This window comes from Pseudoflavonifractor intestinihominis (genome assembly GCF_040096055.1).
Taxonomy (GTDB): domain Bacteria; phylum Bacillota; class Clostridia; order Oscillospirales; family Oscillospiraceae; genus Pseudoflavonifractor; species Pseudoflavonifractor intestinihominis.
The window spans coordinates 1-14,280 of the sequence record NZ_JBBMFK010000017.1 but is presented as its reverse complement, the minus strand read 5'-3'; the positions used below and the strand labels follow the sequence as shown (position 1 = coordinate 14,280).

The following is a 14,280-nucleotide window of genomic DNA, read 5'->3' as shown; positions in this document are numbered from 1 at the left end:
CCTCACAACAAACAGGTAATCAGGGACCGGGGACGCGGTCTTACTCCTCGGTCAGATCGTCGGACAGGGACAGGCCGAAGATCTCGGCGAAGTGTCCGTTCAGCTCGGCCATGGCGGTGCCGAAGGTGGCATCCACGCGGCGGCCCAGGGAGGCGGACACGGCCGTCAGGCCGCCCAGCAGGATGGTGGGATCGGCCTCGAAGGTCACCTTCACGCCGCCCAGAGCGGCGGTGATGGCGGCGGACTGGTCCATATCCTCGGCGCGCAGGTGGATGACGATGTCATCGGCGCCCTTCAGGGTATCCACGGCCTGACGGGCCACCTCGGTCAGCCGCTTGCGGTAGTCGGGGGTGGCGCTGTACGCGACGATGCGGTCCCGCACCGCCTCGAAGACCTCGCTGGCGATGGCCTCACGGCGGAGGTAGAGGGTCTTCTTGTTGTCCAGCATGTGGCGGGAGACCTTGCGGCCCTCCTCGCTGCGGATGCGGGACACCTCGGTGCGGATGTAGTGGTAAGCCTCGGCCAGGATCTTGTCCTCGGCCTCGGAGTAGGAATTATCGTGCTGGGCCTTGATCTCGCTGAGGACCCGGTCGGTCTCAGCGGTGGCCTCAGCCAGAAGCGTGGACGTAAAGTGGTCCAGCTTTTTGTTCAGTTCAGACATGGAAGAAACCTCCTTTGGTTAAAAGAGGAGGACACAGGTCAAAGTTTGACCCCAATGGCCTCGCGGATATAACGGGTGATGGAGTCGGAGGCACGGCCGGTGCTGTGACGGTCCGGAATTTCTACCACCAGAGGGATATGGCAGCTCATTTTCAGGGGCTCCAGCAGGTCAGAGCACTTGGCCGCCAGGTTCTCCGTCACCAGGAGGACGGCGATGTCGGGGTCGGCCGCGGCGTCCTGAATGGCCTTCCGGGCCTCGGGGATCTCCCGGACCACCACGCCCTCGATACCCGCCAGACGCAGGCCCACCTGGGTATCGGTGCTGTCAGTGATAACAAAATACTTCATACAGACCTCCATGCGCCTTTCGGCGCGCAGTCAGGAAATAAAACCTCCGGCGGATGGAGGACCCCGCCGCTGCCCGCCCTGGGGCGGACAGCGGCGGAAGCCGGGCCAGAGAGACTGTGCCGGCTCCCGCGCAGGGGAGGTTTTGGCCGGCGCCGCCCTGTGGGGCGGGCCGGCCAGGGGGAACAGTCGCCTGTCGTATTAGGTGAACAGGAGGAGCAGGGCCACAATCAGGCCGTACAGGGCGACGCCTTCGGCCAGACCGACGAAGATCAGGGCCTTACCAAAGGCCTTGTCGTTCTCGGAGATGGCGCCCAGAGCGGCGGAAGCGGAGGAAGCGACGGCGATACCGCCGCCGATGCCGGACAGGCCCACGGCCAGAGCGGCGCCGATGTACTTCAGACCCATCATGATGCCGTTGGCGGAAGCGGTAGCGGCCTCAACGGACACGTCGGCAGCGCCGGCGGCACCGCCGATGCCCACCACGGTGCACAGCACCAGGCAGCCGAAGAAGGAGCAGACATTGGCCATCAGAGCGTTCTTGGCCCGCTTGCCGGTGTACTTGCGGATGCCAATGAGGAACAGGGGGCAGAAAACGGCAAAGGTAGCCAGAAGAAGAACCAGGTATTTCATTTTATAGACCTCCTAAAATCACTTGGAACCTATATTCAGCCCATTGGGCAGAATAAAAGATGCTGATTGTCCCATCTGGACGGCCATCAGGCCGCGCTGCGGGACGTGTAATCGATGATCTTGGGCTCGTAAGCCACACCGCCGTCGTCATAGAAGCGGCCGAACAGCTCATAGAACTCAAGACGGAGCACCTGAATACCGACCAGCAGGCCCTCAAAGCCCATGACGAACAGGTTGCCCAGGATCATGACGATGATGCCGCCCGGACTGGCCAGGCCGCCGGCCATGTTGGCCAGCATCTGGACCACCAGCATCAGGCCCACGTGGGTGATGGCGTAAGCGCCCACACGCATGAAGGACAGGGTGTTGGTGAGGAAGGACAGGCAGGTTTCAAACAGCTCGAAGAAGCCGGTGACGATCAGGCCGCCGATCTGGATCTCCTTCCACTCGGGGTTGCCCTCCAGCATGAGGGAGAGGGGCTCCTTGAAGAGGATGAGCACCAGGGGCAGCACGATGACGGGCAGGACGTAGGCGGGGACGAACAGGTTCACGCCGAAGAGCAGGGTGGACACGGCGGCGCCGATGAGGCCCAGGTAGAACACCATGCCGGCCACGCCGTTGGGCCCGAAGAGGATCTTCTCGAAGTTGTGCTGGCGCACGCCGTTGATGATGTTGACCACCATGACGAAGGCCAGCATGATCACGCCCAGGATGATGGACATGACCAGCAGCAGCAGAACGTTGCTCACTTCGCCCATGCCGGAGAGCACGCTCTCCTCCATGATCTTGAAGCCGGGGAGGATGTCCTCCATACCGAACACGCTGCCGTAGATGCAGCCGAATATGGCGCCGGACAGGCCGCAGCAGGTGATGATGTTGCCCAGCCACATCTTCTTCCACTTGGCCAGCGCAAAGCCGATGACGGCCAGGCACAGGCCCTGTCCCAGGTCACCGAACATGATGCCGAAGAACAGGCAGTAGGTGATGGCCATGAAGACGGAGGGGTCGATCTCGTTGTAGGCGGGCAGGCCGTACATCTCCAGGAAGGGCTGGAAGACCCGGCCCAGGAAGGAGTTCTTCAGCTTGGTGGGGGGCGTCATGTCGGGCAGGTCGCCCGCATTGTCCACCACGCAGGAGAGCCGGTCAAACTTGCCCAGCTTGGCCTGGATCTCCTCGATCTTGTCGCTGGGCACCCAGCCCATGAGGTAGAAGGTCTCACGGGAGTGGGCGGCGAAGCGGCGCATGTCGTAGGCGTCGTTCATGTAGCGCAGGTAGCAGTAGTCGGCCAGCAGCCGGTCGTGCTCGGCGGGCTTGAGGCCGAAGATGTCCTGCTTGGCCTGCTCGGCGGCCTTCTCCGCGGCCTCCGCCTCGGCGGTCAGCTCGATGATGGCCTGGTCGGCGGAGCCGTGGGCGTGGGCATCGATGTGGAGCCGGACGAAGTGGAGGGAGTTGAAGAGGGCGTCCACCTTTTCGTGGGCAGCCTTGGTGGTGAAATACACGCCGTAGACCAGCTTGGGCTCAATGCTGGTGGGGAAGAAGAGGATGCTGTCGTCCTCGTTGAGGGTCTTCTGGAAACTGTCGTAGGTCTCACGGGGCAGGTAACCGAACCGGAACCGGGAGAAGTCCAGGTTCCACAGATCCTCAAGGTTGGCGGCGACGCCCTTCAGCTTCTGCAGCTGGAGCACCAGGTTGCGGTCGTTCTTGGCCTCCTGAAGGAGGTCCTCCCGCTTCTGGGTCAGGTCGTTGACCCGCTTCTCCAGGGTGTCGAAGTAGTCGGAGAAGTTGGCGGGGTCGTCCCCCAGAGCAGACTCGAAGGGCTCGTACTCCAGGGGGATACCGGCCTCATCCGCCACCTGTTCGGCACGGCGGAGGAGGGTGGTATAGGGGTTGTTCAGCTCAAAGGGACGAAGCCCTTTGACATCCTTCATGGTCTGAAGGGTGTTTTCCGGGTGGAACTCCTGGTTGATGACGCACTCACGCACCACTGTGTCGAACTGATCCAGGGGTCCCGCAATGGTGAGTAACTTCATCGGGATGACTGACAAACAGACCATCTCCCTTTTCTTTCAAACTTTACGGGTGGGGTCATTCACCCACAAGACGGGCGAACTCCTCATCGTAATGGGCACCATATTTGACCGATTCGATGACGTTCACCAGAGCCTTCAGCTCGGTGGACTTCACGTTCAGGTAGGAAACAGCAGTGTAGATGGAGGGCGGTCCGGAGACCAGCTGCCGTTTATTAAAGGTGTAGAAGGAACGGCGGTAGCAGTCCTCCACACTGGCTACGTCCTGAGCGGTAAAGCGCCCGGCATACGGGGTATCCTGCAGTACTGCGAATACCTGAGAGACGTCGGAAGCGTCGCACATGGCCTTGATCTTCTCCGGCTTGAGCTTGTAGTTCATGGGGAAGAGCGCCGAGTAGTACTGGTCGTCGCCGGGGAAGTAGGTCTTGAGCCGGAGAATGTGGATGATGTTGAGCAGGTCCACCCGCTCGCCCATTCCCCGCAGCAGCAGCGACTTGGTCTCGCCGGCATAGGACTTGTAGATGATGCGGTAGATGTGGGAGAAGTAGGTGGAGCGGAGGAGGGCCTCCGTGGTGGTGTAATCGGGGAGCACATTCGGGTCATCGGGCCGGATGTGGAGCAGAGGCTCGTAATAGATGCTGCCCTGCACAGCGGCCAGCAGGCCGTTATAGTCCTTGCAGGAGGCGAGAGCCTTCCGGTTCACCTTGAAGGGCAGGTTGGGCATGGCGAGCACGCCTTCCCGGACCCGTCCGTGGGACTTGAGGCGGCGCAGCGTGCCTAAGATGGCCAGCAGCTCCGCCTGCCGCAGGGGAAATGCCACCAGGTTCTTGTCGGGACGGGGGACAAAGTGATTGAGTCCCTCATATTCCCGCCAGACCTGAAGGCGAAGGGCGTCCTCCAGCTCCATGCGGCCAACGTAGCCGGAGGGGGTCATGGCGGACAGAGCGGCGGACACCGCGGCAGACCAGCCGGGCTGGCTGCGGAGGTAATCCAGGATGCTCTGCTCGTTGGGCAGACCCGCCATGTGCTCAAAGTCAGAAAAACGAAGGCGCTTGCCGTACAGCGCCTTTACCTTGGCGGCAAGGGCACCGTATCGCATATAGCTGTCGATCATGTCACGACCACTCCTTTCTGCGCCCATAGGATAGGGGAGCCGGGCGCATCAGGACTGGCCGCCCACGATTCTGAGGAAGAGCGTGTCCACCCACTGGTCTTTGTTCTGCTGATAGGCCCGCTCCACCTTGTCCATGGCCTCCTTGAGACGCTGGTCCAGCTTTGCGATGTCCTCTTCAGCACTCTTCCGCTCGGCCTTTTCCACCGTTTCGATCCGGTGCTTGGCACGGGCGAAATAGTCCTCCCGCATGTGGGAGATGTCCCGCTCCAGGTCGGCGTCCAGAGACTGCTGTTTTTCCTGCGCCTCACGGGCGATCTCCTGTGCGGTATGCTCCGCGGCAATGATTCTGTTTACCAGATCAATGTATTCCGTTTCCATACTGTACTGTCACCTCCGGGTGCGTTTCCCAATTGGAAAAGAAAACGCGCGAATAATTAGCTATGCATCAATTACACCTCATCATAGCACTTTGGTTCAGGAATTTCCACTGGAAAATAGACAAAATTTTGACCGGTATGGGGCGGCGGATTCTGTCATTCGGCAAATAGGGACGGGGGTGGGGAAGAAATGGTTGGACAAGCTGGAAAATGTGTGAAAAAGCCTTGCAGGAGGGAGAATTTGGCTCTACAATGGGTCGGACCGAAAAGCCCGGAGGCGTTGGAATCCCAGGCTTCGGGGCGGAGAGCCCGGCTGCGGGCGGAGGCGTGGACAGCGCGGCGGTTTTTGCCCCGGCGGGGCGGAAGCGCCGGGCAGAGGCGCGGAGTGAAGCAGGGGTGAAATGTTGCACAGACGGGGGGGCAAAATGTCGTTTTTGGGGAGCGAGGTTTGGCCGGAGCACAGGCCTCCGGCGGAAGAAAAAACGCCCGCCGCCCCTTGCGGCGCTGCTCCATACGCATTATAATAGGAATATTAAGCGGAGGACGGCTCCGCACCTGCCGCAGGGCGGCGGGCGAAACACAATGACAGGAGGAGATCTGCATGACCAAGCTGCTCCAGCTCTTGGAAGAGGACTGCACCCTTACCCACGAGCAGCTCGCCGCGATGGCAAATATGACGGTGGAGGAAGTGGACGCCGCCATTAAGAAATATGAAGAGGACAAGGTGATTCTGGGCTACCAGGCCATTGTGGACTGGAACACTACGGACCGGGAGGACGTGACCGCCCTGATCGAGGTGAAGGTGATTCCCCAGCGGGAGGAGGGCTTTGACCGCATCGCCGAGCGCATCTACCAGTACGACGAGGTGGAGGCCCTGTATCTGATGAGCGGCGCCTTTGACTTCACGGTGATCATCTCGGGCCGCACCCTGCGGGAGGTGGCCTCCTTTGTCAGCGACCGGCTGGCCCCGCTGGAGGGCGTCACCAGCACGGCCACCCACTTCATTCTGAAAAAATACAAAGAGAAGCACCTGATCTTCGAAAAGCAGGCGCCGGGAGAAAGGGAGTTTATTTTCGTATGAATTACCAGCAGATCATGTCCCAGCGGATCCAGGAGGTCCAGCCCTCCGGCATCCGCCGGTTCTTCGATATTCTGGAGGAGATGAAGGACGCCATCTCCCTGGGCGTGGGCGAGCCCGACTTTGTCACCCCCTGGCACATCCGGGACGCGGGCATCTACTCCCTGGAGAAGGGCCGCACCCGCTACACCTCCAACGCGGGCCTGGCCGAGCTGCGGCGGGAGATCGCCTCCTACCTGGAGCGCCGCTTTGACCTGAAGTACGACTTTGCCAGCCAGATCGTGGTGACCGTGGGCGGCAGCGAGGGCATCGATCTGGCGCTGCGCTGCCTGGTCAATCCCGGCGACGAGGTCATCATCCCGGTGCCCTCCTTTGTGTGCTACGGGCCTCTGACCTCCATGGCCGGCGGCACTCCCGTGCTGCTGGAGACCCGGGCGGAGGACGAGTTCCGCCTCACCCCCGAGCTGCTGAAGAAGGCCATCACCCCCAAGACCAAGGCCCTGGTGCTGCCCTTCCCCAACAACCCCACCGGCGCGGTGATGGAGCGGTCCGACCTGGAGGCCATCGCCGAGGTGCTGCGGGGCACCGACATCATGGTCATCTCCGACGAGATCTACTCCGAGCTGACCTACGGCATGCACCACACCTCCATCGCCAATATCCCCGACATGTATGAGCGCACCATCGTCATCAACGGCTTCTCCAAGAGCCATGCCATGACCGGCTGGCGCATGGGCTACGTCTGCGGTCCCAAGGAGATCATCAAGCAGCTGCTCAAGCTCCACCAGTTCGGCATCATGTCCGCCCCCACCGTGAGCCAGTACGCCGCCGTGGAGGCCATGCGCAACGGCGACCGGGACATCGAGCGCATGCGGGACGAGTACGACGGCCGCCGCCGCTACCTGGTGGAGGGCCTGCGCCGCATCGGCCTGCCCTGCTTTGAGCCTAAGGGCGCCTTCTACGTGTTCCCCGACATCCGCTCCACCGGCCTGAGCTCCGATGAGTTCTGCGAGCGGTTCCTGATGGAGGAGAAGGTGGCCGTCATCTCGGGCACCGCCTTCGGTCCCGGCGGCGAGGGCTTCATCCGCTGCTGCTACGCCACCTCCATGAAGGACATCGCCGAGGCCCTGACCCGCATGGACAACTTCCTCACCAACCTGCGCAAGAAGCAGGCCCGCTCCGCCGGAAACTGAGCGGGGCATCCATCAACGCCGAGAAAGGGGACGCAGAGATGTATATTACCTGTCTGGATATGGAGGGTGTGCTGGTGCCGGAGATCTGGATCGCCTTTGCCGAGGCCAGCGGCATCCCTGAGCTCAAGCGCACCACCCGGGACGAGCCCGACTACGACAAGCTGATGCACTGGCGTCTGGGGGTGCTGAAGGAGCACGGCCTGGGCCTGAAGGAGATCCAGGCCACCATCGCCTCCATCGATCCGCTGCCCGGTGCCAAGGAGTTCCTGGATGAGTTGCGCAGCTTCACCCAGGTGATCATCCTCAGCGACACCTTTGAGCAGTTCGCCCAGCCCCTGATGAAGAAGCTGGACTGGCCCACCCTGTTCTGCAATACCCTGGAGGTGGCCCCCGACGGCATGATCACCGGCTTCAAAATGCGCTGCCCCCAGTCCAAGCTGACCACCGTCAAGGCCCTCCAGTCCATCGGCTACGACACCATCGCCTCGGGCGACAGCTTCAACGACCTGGGCATGATCCAGGCCAGCAAGGCCGGGTTCCTGTTCCGCACCACGGAGCAGATCAAGGCCGACTACCCCCAGATCCCCGCCTATGAGGCGTTTGACGACCTGCTGGCCGCCATCCGCAACGCCATGGACTGACCGGCCGGAACGCCGGCGGAAAGTGAGTGAGAGACATGGATAGATGCTTTGACGGACTGCCCTTCGTCCCGGCCGACATCCTGCTGCCCCAGAACTGTGAGTATGCCAAGTGGTCGGTGGCGCCCTGCGACCAGTACACCTCCCAGCCGGAATACTGGCAGCGGGTGGAGGAGTATGTGGGCTCCGCGCCGTCGGCCCTGCGGCTCATCCTTCCCGAGAGCTGCCTGGAAGGGCCGGATGTGGAGACCGACATCATGGATGTGAACAACACCATGACCCGCTACCTGCGGGAGGGCCGGTTCCGCACCCTGCCCGACGCCATGATCTACGTGGAGCGCACCCTGTCCGGCGGCCGGGTCCGCCGGGGCCTGCTGGGCATGGTGGACCTGGAGCAGTACGACTACGAGCCCGGCTCAGGCACCCTGATCCGGGGCACCGAGGGCACGGTGCTCAGCCGCATCCCGCCCCGGGTGGCGGTGCGGAAGAACGCGCCCATCGAGCTGCCCCACGCCATGCTCCTGGCCGACGACCCGGACTGCACTGTCATGGACCCGCTGACCGCGGCCCGTGACCGGCTGGAGGTGCTCTACGACTTTGACCTGATGGAGCAGGGCGGCCACCTGAAGGGCTGGCTGCTGGGGGAGGACGAGAAGGCCACCGTGGCCTCCGCCCTCCGGGCCCTTGCCGACCCCGCCGCCTTCCGCCTGCGGTACGACAGGGACAGCGGCGCGCCCCTGCTCTTCGCCGTGGGGGACGGCAACCACTCCCTGGCCGTGGCCAAGGAGTGCTATGAGCGGCAGAAGCGGCTCACGCCCCCGGAGCGGTGGGCCTCGCTGCCCGCACGGTATACCATGTGTGAGCTGGTGAATCTCCACGACCAGTCTCTGGAGTTCCGGCCCATCCACCGGGTCCTCTTCGGCGTGGACCCGGAGGACATGATCCGGCAGCTCCTGGCCGCCTTCCCGGGGGCCCACCTGGGGCCGGGGGAGGGCCACTCCCTGGCCTTTGTCCATCGGGACGGCGCAGGGGTGGTGACCGTGCCTCATCCCACCTCCCGCCTGCCGGTGGGCACGCTCCAGCCCTTCCTGGACGACTACGCCATCGCCCACCGCTGCCGTATGGACTATATCCACGGCGCCGACGTGGCCCGGGAGCTGGCCGCCCGGCCGGGGAACGTGGCCTTCCTGCTCCACGCCCTGGACAAGGAGCGGCTGTTCTCCATCATTCTGCACGACGGGGTCCTGCCCCGCAAGACCTTCTCCCTGGGGGAGGCAAATGAAAAGCGCTTCTATCTGGAGGCGCGGAAAATCAGATAAGAGCGGGGGTGGGCGGCCAGCCGCCGTCCACCCCCCTTTGCCGGAGGAGACCTGTATGGCCACAATGGAAGTGCGCGCCTTTGCCAAGCTGAATCTGACCCTGGACGTGCTGGGAGCCCGGCCGGACGGATACCACGACCTGCGGATGGTGATGCAGTCCGTGTCTCTCCACGACACCATCACCCTGGAGACGGGCACCGGCCGCGGGCTGACGGTGGAGACGGACAAGGAGTTCCTGCCCACCGACGAGCGGAACCTGGCCGCCGCCGCCGCCCTCCGGTTCTGCGAGGCCACCGGCACGGACCTGGGAGGGCTGGCCCTGCGGATCGAAAAGCGCATCCCCGTGTGCGCCGGCATGGCCGGCGGCAGCACGGACGCCGCCGCGGTGCTCCGGGCCCTGAACCAGATGACAGGGGTCAACCTGCCGGTGGAACAGCTGGCGGAGATCGGAGCGCGGGTGGGGTCCGACGTGCCCTACTGCGTCTACGGCGGCACCGCCCTGGCCGAGGGCAGGGGAGAGCGGCTCACCCCGCTGCCCCCGCTGCCCCAGTGCCACGTGGTGCTGTGCAAGCCCCCGTTCCCGGTGTCCACCCCCGAGCTCTTCGGCCGCATCGACTCCGTGAAGCTCCGCTGCCGCCCCGACACGGCGGGCATGCTGGAGGCCCTGGAGCGGCGGGACCTGGAGGGTGTGGCCCGGCGGCTGTACAACGTATTCGAGGATGTGCTCCCCGAGCGGAAGGCCGCTGAGATCGCCTCCCTCCGCAACGCCCTCATCCAGTACGGCGCCCTGGGGGCCTGCATGAGCGGCACCGGCCCCACCGTGTTCGGGCTCTTCGACGACCCCGCCGCCGCCCATGCGGCATGGGAGGAGCTGGCGGTGTCCTACCGGGACACCTTCCTGACCCAAGTGGTATAAACGGCAAAAAGATGGCCCGCTGTCTCAGACAGCGGGCCATCTTGCTGTTTTCTTATGCTTCTTTGCCGCTGACCGCCCGGTTGATGGCGGACAGGATGCCCTTGAGGGGGGCCAGGTTAATGTTGTGGGAGATGCCCACGCCGAAGTGGTCCTTGCCCTCCTGGTCCCGCAGCTGGATGTAGGCCACGGCCATGGAGTCGGAGCCGTCGGAGATGGCGTGCTCCTTGTAGTCCACAAAGGTGAAGCGGTCCATCTTCTGGCCGTGGATGGCGTTGAAGAAGGCGTCGATGGGGCCGTTGCCCGAGCCGTTGACCTGGAAGGTGGTGTCCTTGTGGCGGAGGGTACCGGCGAAGGTGACGTGGGAGTGGCCCTCCTCATCGGTGAACTCGGCGAAGGAGTGGCGCACCAGCTGGTAGGGTGCGGTGGCGTCGATGTAGTTCTCCTTGAACAGCTCGTAGATCCGCTCCGGCTTGAGCTCGGTGCCCACCCGGTCGGTCTCCACCTGGACGATGTGGCCGAATTCGGGGTGCATGGCCTTGGGCAGATCAAAGCCGAAGTTGTGGTGCATGACGTAGGCCGCGCCGCCCTTGCCCGACTGGGAGTTGATGCGGATGATGGGCTCGTACTGCCGGCCCACATCCGCCGGGTCGATGGGCAGGTAGGGGATCTCCCAGTACTCGCTGCCGCTCTCCTCCATGTAGGCGGTGCCCTTGTTGATGGCGTCCTGGTGGGAGCCGGAGAAGGCGGTGAACACCAGCTCGCCGGCGTAGGGCTGCCGCTCGCCCACCTTCATCTTGGTGCACCGTTCGTACATGGACTTGATCTTGTTGATGTCGGAGAAGTCCAGCTCCGGGTCCACGCCCTGGGTGTACATGTTCAGGGCCAGGGTGACCATGTCCACGTTGCCGGTGCGCTCGCCGTTGCCGAACAGGGTGGCCTCGATCCGCTCCGCGCCGGCCAGCAGGCCCATCTCGGCGGTGGCCACGCCGCAGCCCCGGTCGTTGTGGGGGTGGAGGGAGATGATGGCGCTGTCCCGGCTGGGCAGCTTGGAGATGAAGTACTCCAGCTCGTCGGCGAAGTAGTTGGGCATGCAGTTCTCCACTGTGGTGGGCAGGTTGAGGATGATCTTCTTCTCCGGCGTGGCGTGGATGGCCTCGATGACCGCCTGGCAGATCTCCACGGCGTAGTCCATCTCAGTGCCCATGAAGGACTCGGGGGAGTACTCGTACCGCAGGTCCATGCCCTCGGCGATGACGGGCTGGGACAGCTCGTAGATGAGCTGGGCGGCGTCGGTGGCGATCTTGGTGATGCCCGCCATGTCCATGTGGAACACCACCTTGCGCTGGAGGGTGGAGGTGGAGTTGTAGAAGTGGAGGATGACGTGTTTGGCGCCCCGGATGGCCTCAAAGGTCTTCTGGATCAGGTGGGGCCGGGCCTGGACCAGAACCTGGATGGTCACGTCGTCGGGGATGTGACCGCCCTCGATGAGCTCCCGGCAGATCTCGTACTCGGTCTCGCTGGCGGAGGGGAAGCCGATCTCGATCTCCTTCACGCCGATGTCCACCAGGGTGTGGAAGTACTCCAGCTTTTCCTGGAGGTTCATGGGGTCCACCAGGGCCTGGTTGCCGTCCCGCAGGTCCACCGAGCACCAGATGGGGGCCTTGGTGATCTGCTTGTCGGGCCAGGTGCGGTGGTCCATCTTCAGGGGGACAAAGGGGATGTACTTTTCATAGGCTTTTTTCATGACAGGGACCTCCTTTGGTCGTACGGTCAGGGGACGAAAAACGCCCCTGACCTAAAACAATTAGGTCAGGGGCGTAGAATACGCGGTACCACCCTGCTTCCGCCAACCGTCTCCGGCAGGCGCTCATTGGCCTCCAACAAGGCCGTGGCCGGTAACGGGGCCGGACGTTCCGCCCTACTGCAGTTCGGGCGGACGGCTCAGGGACCAGTATCCGCACGGCATCCTCACACCGGTTCGCACCTGCCACCGGCTCTCTGAGCGGGATGTGCCGCGCCTTCTTCCCTTCCTCGCCTTTTGCAATGTGATTGCATCTATTCTAGCGGAAGAAAGGACATTTGTCAAGTAGCAGGTCAGGAGCACAGGGCCTGGCGGAAGAGCACCGAGGGCAGGGGCGTGCCTGACAGGACCATCTCGCTCATCCGCGCCCGGGTGGTGGGGGAGAGGCAGCACAGGCACCGGTCTGCGTCCAGCCGGGCGGTCTCGCCGTCCACGCCCAGGTGCTCCCGGAGATAGGCCTCCAGCAGGACCCGGTCGGTGTAGAGCCTGTTGGCCCAGCGCAGGCCGGAGGAGGTGAGGCGGACCCGGCCGTAGCGCCGCCGTTCGATCATGCCCTCCCGGTCCAGGATGCCCAGCATATGGGCCACGCTGGAGGCGGCCACGTTCAGCCGCCGGGACACGTCCACCGAGCGCACGGCCTCCAGGCCGCCGCCCAGCTCGTAGATGGTGAGCAGATAGCGGCAGGCGGTGTGGGAGAGTTCCATGGCGCCTCCTTCCTCAGCCCGCCAGCGCCCGGCCCAGGTCCCGGCAGGCGGCCAGAGCGTCGTCGTCGGGCATCTCGTTGCAGATCAGGCCCTCGCCGCCCTGGAGGACGGCGCCGGCGGCGGCGGTACGGTCGTACCAGTCCCGCATCCACTGGCCGTCGCCCCAGCCGTAGGAGCCGAAGAGGGCCACCGGCTTGCCGGACAGGCTGCCGGACAGTTCCTCGAAGAAGGGCTCGAACTCCCCCTCTTCCAGCACCTCGGCGCCCATGGCGGGGCAGCCCAGAGCCAGCCGGTCGTACCCGGCGGCGTCGGCGGCGGAAATTTCAGATACGGAGAAGAGGGACACGTCGGCCCCCGCCTCCCGGGCGCCCTCCGCCACGGCCTGGGCCATGGCCTCGGTGTTGCCGGTGCCGCTCCAATAGATGACTGCAAGCTTGCTCATAATAAAACCTCCTTGAATTTTGAGAGAAATGGAATGGTTGAAATCACGCCGCCGGGTATTCCGCCGCACCCAGCAGGCCCAGTAGGGAGCGGCCCTGCGCCAGCCGGGTGCACAGGGCGGAGCGGCAGAGGGCGAACTTTTGGAACTGCCGCCTGGCCCCCTCCACGTCCTGATAGACCTTCCACTCGCCGCACAGCCGGCAGTTGCTGCCGCCGTGGGCCATAAAGGCCGCCACATCCCCGGGGGGATAGCCCAGAAACAGGCCCAGCTCGTGGGGGAACGCACCTCCCGCAGTGATACGGCTGCTGAGGCGGCGGAGCAGGGCGGCGCAGGAGTCTCCGACCGGGTAGCCGGTCTCCGCCAGCAGCTCCGCCACCGGGGCGGAGCGGAGACACCGCTCCAGCAGGGCGGGGCGGTAGACCAGCAGGAGAAAGCGCCGGCGGCACCGGCACAGCACCTCCATCCGGATGCCCCGCGCCGCCAGAAGGCGGGAGTAGTCCGCAGCCAGACGGGGAAGGGCGGGGTAGTCCTCCGCCGAGAGGGAGATGAGGCTGGCGGGTTTGAGCCCTACCAGCGCCGGAGCGCAGTGGTAGGCCACCGAGCGTTCAAACCGGGCGCGGGACATTGGTACGCCTCCTTTTGTTAGCTATAGCTAACCTAATAGGAAAAAGAAAATGCAGAACACCTGCACGGAGGTTAGCTAGAACTAACCTACTGGAAAGATAGCACATCCACAAGCGGTTGTCAACAGCTAATTTGCACGGACAGACAGCGGGGCGAAGAAGAAAGACGATTGGACAAAAAATACGCAGGATCTGGCCTTGCTTAAACAGGCGGCAGAAGTTAGAATAGAACTAAAGAAAGGCCCCAATGGGCAAGGTATAAGAATGAAAAAAGGAGAAATGTGCCATGATTCGGATCTATGCAGCGGAAAACTATGAAGAGATGAGCGAGAGGGCGGCGCGGATCATCGCGGCCCAGGTGATCCTGAAGCCGGAGTGCGTGCTGGGCCTGGCCACCGGCTCCTCTCCCA

At 63.7% G+C, this 14,280-nt stretch carries 15 protein-coding genes and 1 pseudogene; 6 read left to right on the top strand and 10 right to left on the bottom strand.

Translation table 11 applies throughout. The features are described from left to right. Positions 1-40: 40 nt before the first annotated feature. From WMO64_RS10830 to WMO64_RS10805, 6 genes are all read right to left on the bottom strand, one after another. Positions 41-661, bottom strand: coding sequence for a V-type ATP synthase subunit E (locus WMO64_RS10830; protein WP_294518190.1), 621 nt, complete (start codon positions 659-661; stop codon positions 41-43). A gap of 38 nt (positions 662-699) precedes the next feature. Then, on the bottom strand, positions 700-1,008 hold the full coding sequence (locus WMO64_RS10825; RefSeq protein ID WP_294518192.1) for a V-type ATP synthase subunit F: 309 nt from the start codon (positions 1,006-1,008) through the stop codon (positions 700-702). Between the two features lie 198 nt (positions 1,009-1,206). Then, entirely contained in the window at positions 1,207-1,638 is a 432-nt protein-coding gene (locus WMO64_RS10820) for an ATP synthase subunit C (protein ID WP_148317651.1), read from the bottom strand. 86 nt (positions 1,639-1,724) lie between these two features. After that, on the bottom strand, positions 1,725-3,692 hold the full coding sequence (locus WMO64_RS10815) for a V-type ATP synthase subunit I (protein WP_294518196.1): 1,968 nt from the start codon (positions 3,690-3,692) through the stop codon (positions 1,725-1,727). Between the two features lie 31 nt (positions 3,693-3,723). Continuing rightward, on the bottom strand, positions 3,724-4,779 hold the full coding sequence (locus tag WMO64_RS10810) for a V-type ATPase subunit (RefSeq protein WP_349231979.1): 1,056 nt from the start codon (positions 4,777-4,779) through the stop codon (positions 3,724-3,726). Positions 4,780-4,827: 48 nt separating this feature from the next. After that, positions 4,828-5,157 carry a hypothetical protein gene (locus tag WMO64_RS10805; protein ID WP_349231978.1) on the bottom strand — a complete coding sequence of 110 codons (330 nt, stop codon included), beginning with the start codon at positions 5,155-5,157 and terminating at the stop codon, positions 4,828-4,830. Positions 5,158-5,757: 600 nt separating this feature from the next. Between WMO64_RS10805 and WMO64_RS10800 the strand changes: the two genes are divergently transcribed. Genes WMO64_RS10800 through ispE form a run of 5 tightly spaced genes read left to right on the top strand, consistent with a single transcriptional unit; the run spans position 5,758 to position 10,300 of the window. Further along, positions 5,758-6,237, top strand: coding sequence for an Lrp/AsnC family transcriptional regulator (locus WMO64_RS10800; protein WP_294518202.1), 480 nt, complete (start codon positions 5,758-5,760; stop codon positions 6,235-6,237). Continuing rightward, positions 6,234-7,427 carry a pyridoxal phosphate-dependent aminotransferase gene (locus tag WMO64_RS10795; protein ID WP_294518205.1) on the top strand — a complete coding sequence of 398 codons (1,194 nt, stop codon included), beginning with the start codon at positions 6,234-6,236 and terminating at the stop codon, positions 7,425-7,427. The genes WMO64_RS10800 and WMO64_RS10795 overlap by 4 nt, the downstream gene beginning before the upstream one ends. Before the next feature lie 38 nt (positions 7,428-7,465). Further along, a complete protein-coding gene (gene thrH, locus WMO64_RS10790; protein ID WP_349231977.1) occupies positions 7,466-8,068 on the top strand; it encodes a bifunctional phosphoserine phosphatase/homoserine phosphotransferase ThrH in 603 nt (200 codons plus the stop codon). A gap of 35 nt (positions 8,069-8,103) precedes the next feature. Next, complete coding sequence (locus tag WMO64_RS10785) at positions 8,104-9,384, top strand: DUF1015 domain-containing protein (RefSeq protein ID WP_349231976.1); 1,281 nt, start codon at positions 8,104-8,106, stop codon at positions 9,382-9,384. Positions 9,385-9,439: 55 nt separating this feature from the next. Beyond that, positions 9,440-10,300: a 4-(cytidine 5'-diphospho)-2-C-methyl-D-erythritol kinase gene (ispE, locus tag WMO64_RS10780; protein ID WP_349231975.1), complete on the top strand. Its 861-nt coding sequence runs from the start codon at positions 9,440-9,442 to the stop codon at positions 10,298-10,300. A gap of 52 nt (positions 10,301-10,352) precedes the next feature. Here ispE and leuA read toward each other — a convergent pair whose 3' ends face one another. From leuA to WMO64_RS10760, 4 genes are all read right to left on the bottom strand, one after another. Further along, a complete protein-coding gene (leuA, locus tag WMO64_RS10775; protein WP_294518213.1) occupies positions 10,353-12,044 on the bottom strand; it encodes a 2-isopropylmalate synthase in 1,692 nt (563 codons plus the stop codon). 350 nt (positions 12,045-12,394) lie between these two features. Beyond that, entirely contained in the window at positions 12,395-12,805 is a 411-nt protein-coding gene (locus WMO64_RS10770) for a metal-dependent transcriptional regulator (protein WP_294518215.1), read from the bottom strand. 13 nt (positions 12,806-12,818) lie between these two features. Further along, the gene (locus WMO64_RS10765) at positions 12,819-13,247 is read right to left on the bottom strand and encodes a flavodoxin (RefSeq protein ID WP_294518217.1); all 429 of its coding nucleotides are present in this window, start codon (positions 13,245-13,247) and stop codon (positions 12,819-12,821) included. 43 nt (positions 13,248-13,290) lie between these two features. Continuing rightward, complete coding sequence (locus tag WMO64_RS10760) at positions 13,291-13,872, bottom strand: DUF3793 family protein (RefSeq protein WP_349231974.1); 582 nt, start codon at positions 13,870-13,872, stop codon at positions 13,291-13,293. 284 nt (positions 13,873-14,156) lie between these two features. On the opposite strand from WMO64_RS10760, the pseudogene WMO64_RS10755 reads away from it, so the two are divergent. After that, a pseudogene (locus WMO64_RS10755) lies at positions 14,157-14,280 on the top strand (glucosamine-6-phosphate deaminase); the annotation flags it as partial.

Bases quoted from the DNA above. Each gene is read 5' to 3' on its own strand.
- WMO64_RS10765 (WP_294518217.1), bottom strand. From the start codon at position 13,247: ATGAGCAAGCTTGCAGTCATCTATTGGAGCGGCACCGGCAACACCGAG.
- WMO64_RS10770 (WP_294518215.1), bottom strand. From the start codon at position 12,805: ATGGAACTCTCCCACACCGCCTGCCGCTATCTGCTCACCATCTACGAG.
- WMO64_RS10800 (WP_294518202.1), top strand. From the start codon at position 5,758: ATGACCAAGCTGCTCCAGCTCTTGGAAGAGGACTGCACCCTTACCCAC.
- WMO64_RS10785 (WP_349231976.1), top strand. From the start codon at position 8,104: ATGGATAGATGCTTTGACGGACTGCCCTTCGTCCCGGCCGACATCCTG.
- WMO64_RS10820 (WP_148317651.1), bottom strand. From the start codon at position 1,638: ATGAAATACCTGGTTCTTCTTCTGGCTACCTTTGCCGTTTTCTGCCCC.
- WMO64_RS10805 (WP_349231978.1), bottom strand. From the start codon at position 5,157: ATGGAAACGGAATACATTGATCTGGTAAACAGAATCATTGCCGCGGAG.
- thrH (WP_349231977.1), top strand. From the start codon at position 7,466: ATGTATATTACCTGTCTGGATATGGAGGGTGTGCTGGTGCCGGAGATC.
- WMO64_RS10830 (WP_294518190.1), bottom strand. From the start codon at position 661: ATGTCTGAACTGAACAAAAAGCTGGACCACTTTACGTCCACGCTTCTG.
- WMO64_RS10815 (WP_294518196.1), bottom strand. From the start codon at position 3,692: ATGGTCTGTTTGTCAGTCATCCCGATGAAGTTACTCACCATTGCGGGA.
- WMO64_RS10760 (WP_349231974.1), bottom strand. From the start codon at position 13,872: ATGTCCCGCGCCCGGTTTGAACGCTCGGTGGCCTACCACTGCGCTCCG.
- leuA (WP_294518213.1), bottom strand. From the start codon at position 12,044: ATGAAAAAAGCCTATGAAAAGTACATCCCCTTTGTCCCCCTGAAGATG.
- WMO64_RS10810 (WP_349231979.1), bottom strand. From the start codon at position 4,779: ATGATCGACAGCTATATGCGATACGGTGCCCTTGCCGCCAAGGTAAAG.
- ispE (WP_349231975.1), top strand. From the start codon at position 9,440: ATGGCCACAATGGAAGTGCGCGCCTTTGCCAAGCTGAATCTGACCCTG.
- WMO64_RS10825 (WP_294518192.1), bottom strand. From the start codon at position 1,008: ATGAAGTATTTTGTTATCACTGACAGCACCGATACCCAGGTGGGCCTG.
- WMO64_RS10795 (WP_294518205.1), top strand. From the start codon at position 6,234: ATGAATTACCAGCAGATCATGTCCCAGCGGATCCAGGAGGTCCAGCCC.